General features: G+C 60.0%; 12 protein-coding genes. 6 read left to right on the forward strand and 6 right to left on the reverse strand.

Annotated features, from left to right (window positions below; all coding sequences use genetic code 11):
- Positions 1-12 precede the first annotated feature (12 nt).
- The 4 genes from RCAS_RS15655 (at position 13) to RCAS_RS24100 (ending at position 3,378) form a co-directional block, all read left to right on the forward strand.
- The gene (locus RCAS_RS15655) at positions 13-660 is read left to right on the forward strand and encodes a metallophosphoesterase (RefSeq protein WP_012121514.1); all 648 of its coding nucleotides are present in this window, start codon (positions 13-15) and stop codon (positions 658-660) included.
- A complete protein-coding gene (locus RCAS_RS15660) occupies positions 660-1,628 on the forward strand; it encodes a hypothetical protein (protein WP_012121515.1) in 969 nt (322 codons plus the stop codon). The genes RCAS_RS15655 and RCAS_RS15660 overlap by 1 nt, the downstream gene beginning before the upstream one ends.
- Complete coding sequence (locus RCAS_RS15665) at positions 1,600-2,592, forward strand: hypothetical protein (RefSeq protein WP_012121516.1); 993 nt, start codon at positions 1,600-1,602, stop codon at positions 2,590-2,592. The genes RCAS_RS15660 and RCAS_RS15665 overlap by 29 nt, the downstream gene beginning before the upstream one ends.
- A 174-nt stretch (positions 2,593-2,766) precedes the next feature.
- On the forward strand, positions 2,767-3,378 hold the full coding sequence (locus tag RCAS_RS24100) for a chloride channel protein (protein WP_083760324.1): 612 nt from the start codon (positions 2,767-2,769) through the stop codon (positions 3,376-3,378).
- A gap of 490 nt (positions 3,379-3,868) precedes the next feature.
- Here RCAS_RS24100 and RCAS_RS15670 read toward each other — a convergent pair whose 3' ends face one another.
- The 4 genes from RCAS_RS15670 to RCAS_RS25285 all read right to left on the reverse strand — a co-directional run bounded on the left by RCAS_RS15670 (position 3,869) and on the right by RCAS_RS25285 (position 8,977).
- Entirely contained in the window at positions 3,869-6,280 is a 2,412-nt protein-coding gene (locus RCAS_RS15670; RefSeq protein ID WP_012121517.1) for a beta-galactosidase, read from the reverse strand.
- A 104-nt stretch (positions 6,281-6,384) separates the two neighbouring features.
- Positions 6,385-8,160 carry a Stk1 family PASTA domain-containing Ser/Thr kinase gene (pknB, locus tag RCAS_RS15675; protein ID WP_012121518.1) on the reverse strand — a complete coding sequence of 592 codons (1,776 nt, stop codon included), beginning with the start codon at positions 8,158-8,160 and terminating at the stop codon, positions 6,385-6,387.
- Positions 8,161-8,166: 6 nt separating this feature from the next.
- The gene (locus RCAS_RS15680) at positions 8,167-8,673 is read right to left on the reverse strand and encodes a ribonuclease H-like domain-containing protein (RefSeq protein WP_012121519.1); all 507 of its coding nucleotides are present in this window, start codon (positions 8,671-8,673) and stop codon (positions 8,167-8,169) included.
- Position 8,674: 1 nt separating this feature from the next.
- Positions 8,675-8,977, reverse strand: coding sequence for a hypothetical protein (locus tag RCAS_RS25285; RefSeq protein WP_157042670.1), 303 nt, complete (start codon positions 8,975-8,977; stop codon positions 8,675-8,677).
- A gap of 31 nt (positions 8,978-9,008) precedes the next feature.
- Here RCAS_RS25285 and RCAS_RS15685 point away from each other — a divergent pair, with 31 nt between their 5' ends.
- The gene (locus RCAS_RS15685) at positions 9,009-10,034 is read left to right on the forward strand and encodes a nucleoside hydrolase (protein WP_012121520.1); all 1,026 of its coding nucleotides are present in this window, start codon (positions 9,009-9,011) and stop codon (positions 10,032-10,034) included.
- A 67-nt stretch (positions 10,035-10,101) separates the two neighbouring features.
- The gene (locus tag RCAS_RS15690) at positions 10,102-12,894 is read left to right on the forward strand and encodes a hypothetical protein (protein WP_012121521.1); all 2,793 of its coding nucleotides are present in this window, start codon (positions 10,102-10,104) and stop codon (positions 12,892-12,894) included.
- Positions 12,895-13,229: 335 nt separating this feature from the next.
- On the opposite strand, the gene RCAS_RS15695 is transcribed toward RCAS_RS15690, so the two are convergent.
- Together RCAS_RS15695 and RCAS_RS15700 are read right to left on the reverse strand one after the other, a co-directional pair.
- On the reverse strand, positions 13,230-13,949 hold the full coding sequence (locus RCAS_RS15695) for an ABC transporter ATP-binding protein (RefSeq protein WP_012121522.1): 720 nt from the start codon (positions 13,947-13,949) through the stop codon (positions 13,230-13,232).
- A gap of 278 nt (positions 13,950-14,227) precedes the next feature.
- Positions 14,228-14,836, reverse strand: coding sequence for a Yip1 family protein (locus tag RCAS_RS15700; RefSeq protein ID WP_012121523.1), 609 nt, complete (start codon positions 14,834-14,836; stop codon positions 14,228-14,230).
- Positions 14,837-14,976 lie beyond the last annotated feature (140 nt).

A 14,976-nucleotide genomic window follows, 5' to 3' on the forward strand; every position in this document is an offset into this window, starting at 1 on the left:
GTCGTGGCGCCCATGATGTGTCTGACCGTCAGTGATGAGATCGTTCCGGCAATCTACAGTCTGAACGTCAAGCAGCGGTTTGGCGATGTTCGCTGTGTGTTGAGTTGTGGCGATCTGCCGTACTATTACCTGGAATTCATTGTCACCATGCTGTGTGTGCCATGCTACTACGTGGCAGGTAATCACGATACCGTCGAGATCTGCGAGGAGGACGATGAGTTGAGCGCTCCGCGCGGGTGCGTCGCTGTGGAGATGACAGGTGTGATGCATGAAGGATTGCTGATCGGCGGGTTGGGCGGATGTGTGCGCTACAACCGGGAACCCGGTCCACAGTACACCGAGACTGAAATGTTGTTCCATATCTGGCGGATGGCGCCGCACTTGATGGTCAACCGTCTACGATACGGGCGTTTCCTCGATGTGCTGCTGACCCATGCGCCGCCGCTTGGCATTCACAACGGACCTGATCGCGCTCATCGCGGGTTTCGCGCATTTCTGCTGTTTATGGACCTGTTTGCACCGCGCTACCTGATCCATGGTCATGTGCATCGCTCCTATGGCGTGCGAGAACCGTGGAAGACGCGCTATCACCGAACACTGGTGATCAATACCGCTGGCTATCGTGTGCTATCGCTTGAACCGGCAAAGGCGCCTGTGTGATGAACCGGATCAATTCGTTCTACCAAAACGAGGGGTTGCACAGGTTCGACGAGGCGCGCCGGAAAGCGTTCATCGCCGGTGTGTTCGACGCGCTGTTGCGACAGTCGGGAACGATGCTGTCGCTCGATGAAGTGCGCGCCCGCCTGAAGGTGCGTGGTCAGCGCGACCTCGGGTTGCAAACCGTGTTGATTGATCGGATCGTCGGCAGTGAGGGCCGCTACCTGGACTTCGACCGCCGGTTTCTGCCGCGTTCCGGCAAACTCAGGCGTCGTTGGGCGGAGATCCATGCCCTGGCGCGGCAGATGGCAAATCTTCCGCCGGTCGAACTGTACAGGATCGGTGATGTCTATTTCGTGCGCGATGGCAATCACCGCATCTCCGTCGCACGGCAGATCGGGCAGAAGGAGATTGACGCTTATGTGACCGAACTTCTGGTTGATGTGCCGCTCGAACCAGGCGACTCGGTGCGCGATCTGCTCCTCAAGGAAGAGTATAGTGATTTTCTGGAATGGACCGAATTGCATCGGCTGCGGCCCGATCAGCGTATCGAATTCAGTGAACCAGGCGGATACCTCGACCTGATCCAGCATATCAACGGGCATCGCTACTTCATGGGGCTGGAACAGCAGCGTGAGATCGCGCGCGCCGAGGCGGTCGCCGACTGGTACGACACGGTCTATCTGCCAATGGTGCGCGCCATCCGTCAGCATCGCGCGCTGGATTATTTTCCAGGACGCACCGAAGCCGATCTTTATCGCTGGATCGCTGCGCACCGCTGGGCGCTGCTGGAGCAAACCGGACGCGATCCCGGACCGGAATGCGCGACCCACGATTTTCTGGAACGTCACCTGCACCGCCATCCGCTCGATGCACTGAACGGCGTATTTTATCAACTGCTTGCCCGTCTGGGCATCGATGCGCATTCCTCCAGACATACGAATGAAGGATCACCAGACGAACCACAATAACGTGCTGACGACCATGCGCGCGGTTGGTCGTCCGCTGAGCACGATAGTCGGTCCGCCGCAGCGTGGCGTTGGTCCATTGCCGACCGCGCGCCTGATCGTGGATAAGGCAACGCGCGATCGGATCGTCATCTTCGATCCATCACTGGCGCCACACCTGCGGCGGTTGGTGCGAAGCGCGGATGTGCGCCCGTGGTATTGCGAAACACCACGTTATCTGATCGTCCTGACGCTGGAATGGATGGCAGCCACGTTTGGCGCCAGCGCAAACGCCACACAGTTATGGGAACGCTGCCCGCCACTCTGGCAGCGCCTTGCGCCTGCCGCTGCGCGTTACGGCAGCAACGAGACATGGTGGAGCCTCAATATCCGCGATGCGGCGCTCTTTGCACAACCACGCATCATCTGGTCCGCGGCCAGCATTGCGCCACGCTTTGCGCTGACCGAACCCGGCTGGCTGGCAGGACCGGGCACATGCCATGCGCCCGGTTCGTTCTTCCTGCTCGGCATCCTGATGAGCCACCTGGCATGGCGGGCGCTCACAATCGAGTGTCGGGCGGGCAACGTCTACCGGCTCCTGCCGGAGCGGGTTGGGCAACTGCCGGTACCCGAGGCGAACGACGCCGACCGGGCAACGGTGGAGTCTCTGGCGCAACGCATTGTCACGCTGGCGCGCGAACGGGCATTGCTGGAGCGACAGTTTACACAGCGACTGGTGAAGGATTTTGGTCCGCCAGGGGCAACACCGGGCGTGCGCCTGGAGCGCTGGTGGGACCTGACATTCGACACGCTGCGCAGCGCCATCGCCGAACGCTTCGGCGGCGACATCCCGGCGCGCTTCCGCGAGCAGTGGGCAGTGCAGCACGCCGATGCCGTCGCGCGCCGCGTCGCGCTCAGCGACACCATCGCACTCGCCGAAGATGCGCTGAATATACGGGTGGAACGGTTGTATAGGGTGGCGGAGTAGAGACCGGTATGACGGGTTGCCTCCTGCGAAGCCGAACAGGTTGTTTCTCAGGACACACGCCACCGCCGAACATGCGCATGCATTCCGACGCCGCCCTATCGTCCCTTCGCTTCGTTCAGGGTAAGGCTGCGCGACGCAGATGAAGTGTCAGCTGTTTGATCACGATTCCAGAACATGAAGATTGACATGACAAGCGACCATCACGACACACTATCTCCATCTTCCAACAACATCGACAACTCTGTACGTTCAGAAATCCAAGAATATCTAACCATCAGCCAACAACGCCGATGGATTTTTCCTCTTGTACTCGGTGCATTAATCGGTCTGGCAATGGGACAGATTGTTCACAACTTATTACCCGACATTGTGCCAATTCCAGCCGTGTTTGCAGTTGTGGGGATGGCGGCTTACTTCACCGCTATTGTTCGCGCTCCACTGACGGGAATAATGCTGATCGTCGAGATGACCGGTAATTACAACCAGATGTTACCATTGCTGGTCAGTTGTTTTTGTGCTTACGCGGTCGCTGAATATCTGAAGGATCCACCAATTTACGAAGCGCTTTTGGAACGCGACTTGCGGCGTAGCAGCGACGCCCTTGTGTTGAGGGAGCCAGTAGTTGTAGAATTTACGATCCGGGCCGGCGCGCCTTTTGTCGGTCTCGAAGTTCGCTCGCTTGGACTTCCGCCCGGATGCATTCTGGTGCGATGTTCGGACGGAGAACGCGAATGGATACCGAAAGCAAACACCCCCTGGAAGCGCATATGCGCATTACGGCAGTGATCGCGCCGGAAGCAACCAATGGTCTTGAAATTCTCAAGCGCGGATGTCAGGCATGAAATCCTTTCAAGCGTGAAGCGGCGCAACGGTCGTGTTGCAAGCGCCATCGCTCCGCTGCGTGCCTGACCCGACCTTCAGACACCTCTTATACCAATGACGCTTGAAGATGCCGCATGCTTATCATTCCGAGCGCAGCGACTTGTCATTCCGAGCGCAGCGAGGAATCTGCGCGGGTCGCGCACGACCCCTCGTGCTGCTCGGGGTGACCATGCCGGATGTTCACAGGGAATTGGTATTATGCCACAACGAGAGGCGTTTTTGTCTCCCTGCCGGGCTCATCGCGGAGCATGCGCGTGCAAAACGCTTCTCCAATCGAACAACCACCGAGACTTTCGCGCATGCAGAGACGGCGGAGCGTGATGCGTATCACAGTTCGCGCGCAGGCGCTCCGTCAGCGCGATAGCCTGCTCAGGCAGTCGCTCCCGGCATCGCTCTACCTCTTCCCCGTCGTCTCGCGTCCCAGCAATCCGAGCAACACGACATACGGCGTTCCACGGTTTTCCGGGTGGTACTCGAAACGCGCACGTTCAAAGTGTTGCGTCAGGTAGGTCTTGCCGTCGGTCGGGTTGACTTCCATCAGCGGCGGCGAAAGCGGCAACCCGAAGAGCGCCAGGCTTTCTTCGAGCGTATACCCCGGTCGCCCGTCCAGGTTCAACCCATGGGACGACCAGTACTGGCGGAACTCCGGCGCAATCGCCTGTCCGGTCTGTGGGAAGTAGAGCGACGCGCGCGGATCGCCTTTCGGAAAATCGAACCAGTTGCGCCCGCTTGCCTCCAACCGTTCGGCGCCCAATCGCCCCAGCAGCACATCGTAGGGAGGCGCATTCTGAGGGTGCAGTTCGAGTCGGTTGCGCTCGAACCATTGCGCTCGCACGGTCTTCCCCTCAATTAGCATGTCTTCTTCGGGACCAATGGGAAAGCCGAACACCGGCAGCCCGCCATTCCGCTCCCAGTATTCGAGCAGCCGACCACACACCGCGAACCCAGTCTCTGGGAACGAGCGGCACGGTCCGGCGGACGGTTGCGGCGCCGGTTGCGCCGGCGCAGGCGCGGGTGCTGGTTGCGGTGCGAACGCCTGTACAGCGCGATGGATCAGGAAGATTGGCGATGGACCCAGGCTCAAGCCAAATGCCCCATTCCCAGCATCGATCTGCGAGGCATTGCCCCAGCGGTCGATCACCGTACCCACAGGTGCTGCCGTCGGTAGATTCACAAATGCACCACCTGGCGACCAGAGCGCATCGATCGTGTCGCCGCCACGCACAAAGCGCACACCATACGCTTCGGGACCGCTGATCGCTGTCAGGTCATCGAGCCAGATCGAGCCAGACCCGCTGCGACTGTCCGGTTCATCATCGAGCACAATGGCAACCAGCGTCGCCGGAAAATCGAGGCGCAGGTTGCCGCCGCCGCTGATACGGTTGTACGGCTCGACCTGACCGTTGATCGTCGTGGAGAGAAACGACCACCCTGCGCTGCCGACGAAACCGAGGCGAAATTGGAGTGTTTCTCCTTCAGCATCGCGCAGCCAGACTTTGAGCGCATGCCCGCTGCCGTCGCCGTAGACCCAGATACCCAACTGACCAGGCGAGCCGGGGAGCGGGATTGCCGGACGCGGCGTGAAGACGACGAAATCGTTGCCGCCGCCGGGGAAGATGTAGTCGAGACGACCGGCGATGTTGCCAGTGTAGCGTTGTGAACCGTCGGCAGAGAACGAGCCATTCGGCTGATCGCCGCGCCGCCATGTCCCGAACTGCTCGAAATCGACCACCACCTGCCGCGCTCCCAGGTCGATCAATCCGACAGGTGCGGCGCCCGCGAGTTGCTGGTTCAACGTGCGGAATGCCGCCAGTGACGGCTTCGGCTGACTCAGATCGGCAGGACCGCCAGCCCTGCGCAGCAAGCCATAGAGATTGCGCGGTTCGGTATCCTTCAAGTTATACCAGATCACCTTCTCGACGCCTGCGGCGCGCAACAGCGTCGATGCGCGCACCAGAAAATTCGCCTGCGTCTCCTCGTCCACTCCACGCGGATCGCGATCGGCAGGACCGGTGGACCACCCGAATTCCGTTGCCCAGATCGGCTTACGCCCCAGATTATCGACCAGCGTTTTCACGGCGCTCACATCCCCGGCGCCGATCTGCCCATTCTCCGGGCTGAACGGATCGACATAGGGATGGACGGCAAGAATATCGAACGAACCCCAGGCGCCATTGTCGGCGATGGCACGAATAAACCCGATGTTCGTCGGAACGACCCCTGCGCTCAACACCACGGCATTCGGATCGGCAGACTTGATGGCAGGATACGCAGCGCGCAGCAGCGCAGCGTAGGCGGCAGGGTCGGGCTGAGGCTGCCAGTAGCGCACATTCTCCGGTTCATTCCAGACCTGCCAGAAGCGCACCCGGTCGCGATAGCGCGTCACGACCGCCGACGCAAAACGGGCGAATGCCGCAGGATCAGGCGCATAGTAGGACGGACGACCCGGTGCATCGTCAGGAAACGGTGTTGCCCAGGCAGGCGCTGTGTTGAGCACGCCGATAATATTGACGCCGCTCCCCGCCAGGCGCGCGATCGCGCGATCGTAGATCGCCCAGTCGAAGCGTCCCTGCTCCGGTTCAAGCCAGTACCAGTGGAAATCCTCGCGCACCCAGCCAGCAGACGTTCCGGCGACCAGATCGACTGCTCCATCAAAACCCGCCTGCACCGGATAGCGCGACGCGATATGGGTATTGACGCCAAAATCGGATCGCCCTGGGACTGCCTGCACGTCCACCGGCGCAGGAGATAGCCAGGCAACGAGAAGCGCCAGCGCCAAAATCGGAGGAAGGAAATGATGACGCATACCACGACTCCTCATCTCTTGTGACTGCGAGGAGTCTACCAACATGCGCGCCAACGTGCAATGCGCGCACAGCGCAATTTGATGACGATTTGATCGCAATCGCGTTACGGAGCACGCACCCCCAGCGTGACCGGCGACCCACGATCGACCTGTTCACCGCCGCGCGGGATGGAACTGACGACCACGCCAGGAGCGTACCGGTCGCACAGATCGCCGAGTTTATCGCACCCCTGATAGTCGGAGTACGACCAGGTCAGCCCGGCGGCGACAATCCGGCGGATCGCCTCCTCCTCCGCAAGCCCGGTGACGTCCGGCATGCGCACCTTATCGCCAATGCTGACGAAGATGGTCACCGTATCACCACGTCGCAGCGGCGTCCCGGCTGCCGGTTCGGTGCGAAAGACAAACCCTGCGCTGAGGCGATCCGGCGCACTGACGACTTGCACCTGAAATCCCAGACTGCGCAACTGAAACTCGGCATCGACGCCGCGCATAGTCACAACTTCGGGCAACGGGATCATCTCAGGACCGGTGCTGACCACATAGGTCACCACCGTCGAAGCCGTCACCACCGTCGTCGCTGGGGGAAACTGATCGAACACCAACCCGGCTGAGACAACATCGGAGGCGCGGGGGAGTTCCGCGAACGGCAGCAGACCAGCGCCCTCAATGGCCGTAATGGCTGCGCGCTCGTCCAGACCGACGACATTCGGCACGATCACCATCTCCGGCGCAGGAGTTGCCGTTGGCTCAGCAGTCGGTTCAGGGAGAACGATCGGCGGCGGGCGAGTTCCGCCGCTGAATTGGAACAGGTTATCGAATGCGCCGGTGGCAGCCAGGTAGACCACGCCCAGGATCAGACCAATGAACACCATCCCCAGCAGAAAGACGCCAACATCACGACCGCCGCCCGCGGGCGGCGCCTGTGTGACAACCGGTGAACGCGGCGGCGGCAACATCGTTCGACTGGCGACGCTCCCGGCCGGCGCCACTGCCATCGGTCCCGGCGCCGGTCGCGGTTGTGACGAACGGGGCGCCGGGCGCACAATCGTCGCGTCCTGGCTTGCCATCCGATATGCGTGCAGCATCTGCGCAAACTCGCGCCCCGATGCGGGGCGTTCGTCGGGATTCTTGCTGAGCGCAACAAGCACCAACTCTTCCAGACGCGGCGGAATGTGCGGATTGAACATACGCGGCGGCGGCGGATCGACACTGACATGTTGCATCGCTACAGCCACCGCATTTTCGCCCGTGAACGGCAGGTGACCGGTCAGCATTTCGTACAGCGTCACACCGAGGGCATAGATGTCGGAACGTGGCGTGGCGGCAAACCCACGCGCCTGTTCTGGTGAGAGGTAATCCGCCGTCCCAAACGTCACACCGGTTTCGGTCAGCGCCGTCGAGAGCGAACTTTTCGCAATGCCAAAATCGGTGATTTTCACTTCGCCGGCAGGGCTGACCAGAATATTCTGCGGCTTGACATCGCGGTGGACCATGCCTATCCGGTGCGCCGCTTCCAGCCCTTCGGCGACATCTTCGGCAATCGCAACAGCGTGATTGATCGGGAGTGGACCGTTGCGCAGGATCAGACTCTTCAGATCGCTGCCCTCAACATACTCCATGACAATATAGTGAATATCACCGTCCTGCCCGACATCATACACATTGACGATACACGGATGGCGCAGACCAGCGGCAGCCTGCGCCTCGTGATGGAAGCGCTGAAGAAATGTAACATCGGCAGCATAGTGCTCGTGCAACGCCTTGATCGCCACCCGCCGATTGAGACGCAGATCGCGACCGAGATAGACGCGCGCCATGCCGCCTTCGCCAATCTTCTGCTCGAGTTCGTAGCGATTGTTCAGGATTTTCTTTTGCATACTGCATCAGGCAAAGATATGGCGCACTACCCGGCAGAGATCGCCAGGCGGCGCCAGACCAAGACGTTCATCGAGGATCGCCAGGTTAATGACATCTTCATAGTTGTAGGTGAGCAAAGTGCGCAGCGCCGAATGATCGCCCTGCTTCTCGTAGCGATCCCACAGGTACAGGGCGTCCCGTCCGTTGAGACCTTGGGAGACGCGGCGGATGCCCAGATGCTCCTCCACCACCTTGAGACCGCCGCGCAAGCCACGCCTGCGGCAGATATGCATGAGATCACAATGATCGAAGTCACGCTTGAGATCAACCAGGAGGCGCTTGCGGATAACCGGCAGATCAAAGGAAGAACCATTGAAGGTGACCAGTGTGTTCACGCCTTCTAGCGCATCATACAACGCAGTATCTCGCACACCGCCGCCGATCAACTGAATAGCGCCGAAATCTGAGCGGTAGATGCCGATCACACTGATTGCGCCATCAAATGCGGTTTCAATATCGAGATAGGCGCGCACGTCACTCGTATCCCTGTATCAAATCGAGACGCTCCCATGCGCCATTATAGCACGCCGGGGTCAGGGATGAACGCCGCATCAGATCCAGGCATCGTCTGGTTATGTGGCAGCCTGCTGCGACGCCAAGACGGCGCTGTAAACTGATCGAAGGGCTGAACCCATCGATCTGATGGCATATGCGCGTCTGCCAGCGATGACGTAGCGCAAAGCGGCAGGTGCAGCGTTGCGCTTCCCATCTCCCCACGACTGCACCATGCACAGTGAGAGATTCAACCTGCCGGTTGGAGCGTGGTATAATAAGCATTCCAATTCAGCCCTGAACGAAAGATGATTGTATGACCACGCGCGTCATTCTCGACACAGACCCCGGCATCGATGATTCGCTGGCCATTCTGCTGGCAGTCGCCTCCCCCGAAGTCGAGCTTGCAGGCGTTACCGTGACGAGCGGCAACTGTCCGCTCGCCGACGGCGTGCGCAATGCGCGCAATGTGCTGGCGCTCGCCGGTCGTTCCGATATTCCGGTGTGCGGCGGCGTGTCATTGCCGCTCATCCGACCGCTCTACACCGCGCCCGAAACCCACGGCGAAAGCGGCGTCGGTTTTGCCCGCCCGCCGGAGTCGCCCGCCCCGCTCCACAGAGAGAACGGTGTGGACCTGATCATTCGTGAAATCCTGGAGCATCCTGGCGAGGTGACGCTCGTGGCCGTCGCGCCGCTCACGAATGTTGCTATTGCGGTGCGCAAAGAGCCACGCATCATTAATGCCGTGCGTGAGGTCATTATTATGGGAGGCGCGCTGCGCGCCGATGGCAATACCACCTCCCTGGCGGAGTTCAATTTTTATGTTGATCCGCACGCCGCACATATCGTTCTTGAAAGCGGTATGCCGATTACGCTGCTGCCGTGGGACATTACGCAGCACATTATTCTCACGCAGGCGGATGTTGATCGCCTGAACCGCATCTCGTCGCCAATCACCCGCTTCATTGCCGATGCCACTCGTTTCTACATCGAGTTTCATCTGGCAGCCTTCGGATTTGCGGGGTGCTCAATCAACGATCCGGCGGCGCTGGCACTGGCGTTTCTGCCCGATCTGGCGCGCACCGAACCAATGCATGTGGCAGTCGAGTATACGAGCGAACTGACCGCCGGCAAGAGCGTCATCAGTTACATCGGACCGGCGACCCGTGAGCCGGATGCGCACGACCTGACCGGCTACGACACCGCCCGATGGCCACCGCAGTGGCGACACGCATTCCGCCCGGCGCCAAACGTGCGCGCAGTCGTTGACTTCGATACGCAACGTTTTCTCAATCTCTTTGTCGAACGCATGGAACACCTGGCACAGACCGTATCTGTATGAATCCGTCCCGATCCGCGCGCATCCGGGTTCTCTTCAACAACCCGCATGCGCGCGCACACATGAGGCGATGTGGAGGTATCGTTCCATCGTTGCTCTGCTCCCACCGTTGGCATATCTGCTGCTTGCGGTTGTGTTCACCTGGCCCCTGGCAGCCCATGGGACAACGGCGCTCGGCAGCGGTCTCGATCCCATGCTGCAAACCTGGGTGCTCGCCTGGAATACGCATGCGATAACCACCAATCCGCTGACGGTCTGGCATGCGCCGATCTTTTTTCCATACCCGGATACGCTGGCGTACAGTGATCATCACCTGCTGCTGTCGCTCGTCGCCCTGCCACTCATTATCGCTGGCGGTCCGGTGCTGGCGTACAACCTGCTGACGCTGACGAGTTATGCGCTGACCGGATGGGCTGTCTATCTGCTGGCGCGCGAGATGTTCGCCAACGCACCCAACAAATGGATACGTGCAACCGGCGCGTTTGCAGCCGGCGCCGTATTTGCGTTCGGCACCTATCGGATGACCCACTTTGTTCATCTGCAACTGTTGCAGACCGCGTGGCTGCCACTGGCACTGCTGTTTCTTCGGCGACTGTTGCGCACTCCCGATGGCAACGGCGGGCGCTGGCGCGATGCGGCGCTCTTCGGATTATTCGCAGGCATTCAATGCGTGACGGCGCTTTACTATGCCTCCTTTACAGCGCTGGCGCTTGGGTTGTACGTGGCGATCTGGTTGCCGGAAGCGCTTCGTTCACCAGCGCGCGCCGATCTCTGGCGGAGGATTGGAGGTCTGGCGCTTGGCGGAGGAGTGGCGGCGCTGATTATCATACCGCTCACTCTTCCATATGTGCGCGTTTACGAGTATCTCGGAGTGGTGCGCTCTCTGCGCGAACTCGATAACTGGTCAGCGCCGCTCCAGGCGTATCTGGCAGTTCCGCCGACAAACTGGCTGTACGGCAGTCGCGGCGGATGGTTTACCGCCAGCGGCGGCGAATTTGCGCTCTTTCCCGGCTTCACAACGATTGGACTGGCGACAGTGGGAGCGACTGGTGCGGTCTGGAGACGCCGTGGTGACCGCAGCGCCGCGCCGGATGGTATTCCACCAGAACGAGACGTCATCTTTCTCGTTCTGCTCGCAATTATCGCATTTGTACTCTCACTTGGAACGGGCATTCGCCTGGAGCGCGGCAGCGATCCACTGCCGATTCCGCTGCCATATCCGTTGCTCTATGAACGCATTCCCGGCTTTGGCGCGCTGCGCGTCCCGGCGCGCTGGGCAATGCTGACACACCTGGCGCTGGCGCTGCTCGCCGGCATTGCCCTTGTCCGGCTAGGGCGCTGGTTCGTACTCGTTCAGCAGCGCAGATGGGTGGCGCCTGCGGCACTGCTCGTTATTGGAAGCGGGGCATTACTCGAACACGCAGCCATTCCTGTGCCGCTGGCAACTCCGCCTTCTCCGCCGCCAATCTACGCCTGGCTCGGAACACAACCGGATATTCATGCCATTCTGGAGTTGCCGGTCGGTTCAACGCCACGTGGCGCCGAACTTGAACGCATCACCTTCCGCCAATTGTATCAGATGCAGCACTGGAAACCGCTTGCGACCGGGTACAGCGGAATCATTCCATTCGGGACAACCGATCTGTTACGCCGGGTGCAGCGCCTGCCCGACGATGACACCCTGCGTTATCTGGCGCTGGCCGGCATTGATACGCTGGTCATCCACCGCAACGAGTACGATGCCGAGCAACTGGCACGACTGCTGGCGTGGGCTGACGCGACTCCGCTCCTGCGTCGGCGCGCTGAGATTGGGGATGCACTGGTCTACACTATTTCGCCAGAAGCAGAGATGCCATCACCGGTGATGACAGGCGCTTCGGTGTTTGTATCGGCGGACGAGCGCGTTCCGGGGGTGCTGGCGCTCGGACTGATCCGGCGCTGGAAAGCGGGAGGGGCGAATCTCTACGGCGCCGGGCGCACGCGCTACTATCCTGAGCTACAACCGCTGCACGCCGGTCAGGTGTGTGATTATGGGTTGCTGGCCGCCGACGAGGACCCGGTTGTTGTGGGGTTCAGCGCCGATGGGTTACGCTGGCGCTCGAATGGTCTGGCATTGTACGCCCGCGATCCACACCTGATCGCAGCGCTCGATCTGGCGCAACCGGTCGTCGGGCAGTTCCACCCGGCATACCCTTCGACACTCACCGTCATGCTCGAAGAACGACGCATACGCATCGCCAACATAGTCATCCCGCTGGATGCACCCTTAACCGAAGCGCACATTGAACTGGACATCGCCAGTCTCTCAGAGCAAACGCTCGTCATCGGCGACACGATCTACGCGATTGCGTCTGGCGCAGTGACGATTGCAGCGCCGGTAACGCTCAACCAGCCAACACAGATCAATGGACCGGCAGAAGCCACAGTCATTCAACGCATTCGCGTTCTCTCCGCACCGCGCGCGCCCGCGCCGCCGCCGGAAGGCACGCTGGCGTTGAGCGCCGACAGTCGCTTCGACGGCTCACAGTTGACGGTCATTGCTCACATCGGCGGCGCGGGCGCGCTGGTCATTGATGTGCACGGCGCCGCTGCGCGAGACGACCGACCAATCCATCTGCTCGAAGGCGTGTTGCCTGTTCCACCGAATGGCGATCCTCTGGTCTTCAGCGTCGATCTCTTATCCCCAAATGAACCCTGGGTCATCCATCGTGGAAAGGCAGAAGATGGCCGCTATGTTGCTTATGTCAAATCGTCCACACGCACCGGCGCTGCTGGAGTTCCCGTTGCAACCTTCTTCATCCGCAACGGCGCCATCAGCGACCCACGACCGGCGCCGCTGCCGTTGCGAATAGTCGGCGAGTAAGGGGGGACGAGAACCGAGAACCGAGAACCGAGAACTGAGAACCGAAAACTGAGAACCGAGAACTGAGAACTGATACTCATACGCGGTCATGTGAACCATCATGGTTTTTGAGAACAGAATCCGGCTTCGCCCGATGCAGCCTGCACAGGCGGGCTTGGCAACTGTAATCCGCGGCTTCATCCGCCGGGCGGACTGATGCCAATACGTAGTTATGCATGCACGACTGCCAGGGCGCGTTGTGGATCGTTACGCCTTGCGCACCGGGCGCTCGAACATCTCGTCTGACTGACCGCAAGTTAGTATTACAACCTGCAACCTCGCCCGCCTTCGCACGATTACCGGACCGGCACGTCTTCTTCCACCAGGCGCCCTTCGACAATGCGGAAGAGGCGATCCGCTAGACCGACGACTTCCGGGCTGTGCGTGACCATAAGGAGGTTTTTGCCGGCACGGCGGGTGAGGGTATCGAGCAGGTCGAGCACCTGCTGACTGGTATCGCTGTCCAGGTTACCGGTCGGCTCGTCTGCCAGAACGAGTACAGGTTCATGCACCAGTGCGCGCGCCACTGCCACCCGCTGCTGCTCACCGCCGGAAAGTCGGTCGGGGTAGGCATTTCGCCGGTCAGCAAGTCCCACCTGCGCCAGCAGATCGAGTGCAGCATTGCGGTCGCGCGCCGTCGTCCGGCCATTCAGTTCGAGCGGCAGCAGCAGATTCTCAAGCACCGTCAGCGTTGGCACAAGATTGTAGAACTGAAAGATGAAACCGACTGAACGGCGACGGAACAGGGTGCGATCACGCTCCGAGAGGCGCGTCAATGGCTGCCCGGCAACGATAATCTCACCGGATGTCGGCGTGTCGATACCGCTGACCAGGTTCAACAACGTACTCTTGCCCGAACCGCTCTTGCCGACGAGCACCACGAATTCGCCGCGCGCAAACGATGCACTGACATCGTGCAACACAACGCGCTCATGCCCGGCTTCTTCGTAGCTCTTCGATACACGATCGAGAATAATGAGCGGTTCGTCATTATTTGCAGAAATATGCCAGGACATAGGGAGTGAATGAATGCGTCCGTGAATGAATCAACGAAACAAGTCAATTGAAGCGAATGAAGACCGTTCTCGACCGATCTTACACCTCACTTCCCTGTTCAACTCATAACGTGCAACATTCAACATTCAACGTTCAACGTGAAACCTTCCACCTGCAACCTTCTCACCCTCTCACCTCTCCTTTTATACGTCCCGCCCCCAAACCCGGATGCGACGCATGACACGCAAAAAGGAGCGCCTGACGCGCCCCTTCTTGCTGCCGTGCCGAACGAGTTTCATCACTGACCGAAATTGATACTGCCGCTTGCCGCTCCCAAAGCCACACCGATAGTCGCAAAAATCGCACCGATGATAGCGCCAATGATGAACTGCGCAATGAACGCCAGCACCAGCGTGATAATCGCCGGAGTCTGCTGAAGGTTCATGCTCGAGCGCACACCCAGGTAACCGAGATAAATCTGGTAGATGCCCAGCAGGATTATCGCCGGCAACGCCACACAACCAAGGATAGGAACTGCACTCACCGCACCGGCCACCGCCTGGATTGGCGCGACGAACAGCGCCATCGTATAGAAGACTTCGTCCTGCGTGCCGGTTCCACCCTGCTGCTTTCCGATAAAATAGACCAGAAAGGCGAAGAGATAGAAACCCACAACCGGAAGGATGAAACCCAAAACGCCGGCAAGCAACGCCGAGACGATACCACCCAACAGACCAAAGACCAGCGAAACCGCCGCACTGATCGCCGCCGCCACCATGATATAGATCGTTGCCTCGCGCTGACCACCATGCCGCTCGAAGCGCTCGAATGTTTCGACGCTCGGCTTCGTCAACACCTGAATGCTCTGGTTGAGCATTTCGCCGATTGAGACGCCTTGAACCATCATTGTCGGTTCCTCCTCATTGCTGCAAAAGTGAACGACACAGAACCATCGCTTTCACAGATGCTACGAGCGCTGCGGCACACTGAGCACTGATCACGCGCGTCTTTGCTTCTTATACGCCTCTGCGACTGAAAAGTTTCGGG

It is taken from the genome of Roseiflexus castenholzii DSM 13941 (assembly GCF_000017805.1).
GTDB classification, from domain to species: domain Bacteria; phylum Chloroflexota; class Chloroflexia; order Chloroflexales; family Roseiflexaceae; genus Roseiflexus; species Roseiflexus castenholzii.

Coding starts and splice junctions, on each gene's coding strand:
- RCAS_RS15655 (WP_012121514.1), top strand. CDS start 13: ATGATGTGTCTGACCGTCAGTGATGAGATCGTTCCGGCAATCTACAGT.
- RCAS_RS15660 (WP_012121515.1), top strand. CDS start 660: ATGAACCGGATCAATTCGTTCTACCAAAACGAGGGGTTGCACAGGTTC.
- RCAS_RS15665 (WP_012121516.1), top strand. CDS start 1,600: ATGAAGGATCACCAGACGAACCACAATAACGTGCTGACGACCATGCGC.
- RCAS_RS24100 (WP_083760324.1), top strand. CDS start 2,767: ATGAAGATTGACATGACAAGCGACCATCACGACACACTATCTCCATCT.
- RCAS_RS15670 (WP_012121517.1), bottom strand. CDS start 6,280: ATGCGTCATCATTTCCTTCCTCCGATTTTGGCGCTGGCGCTTCTCGTT.
- pknB (WP_012121518.1), bottom strand. CDS start 8,160: ATGCAAAAGAAAATCCTGAACAATCGCTACGAACTCGAGCAGAAGATT.
- RCAS_RS25285 (WP_157042670.1), bottom strand. CDS start 8,977: ATGCTTATTATACCACGCTCCAACCGGCAGGTTGAATCTCTCACTGTG.
- RCAS_RS15685 (WP_012121520.1), top strand. CDS start 9,009: ATGACCACGCGCGTCATTCTCGACACAGACCCCGGCATCGATGATTCG.
- RCAS_RS15690 (WP_012121521.1), top strand. CDS start 10,102: ATGTGGAGGTATCGTTCCATCGTTGCTCTGCTCCCACCGTTGGCATAT.
- RCAS_RS15695 (WP_012121522.1), bottom strand. CDS start 13,949: ATGTCCTGGCATATTTCTGCAAATAATGACGAACCGCTCATTATTCTC.
- RCAS_RS15700 (WP_012121523.1), bottom strand. CDS start 14,836: ATGATGGTTCAAGGCGTCTCAATCGGCGAAATGCTCAACCAGAGCATT.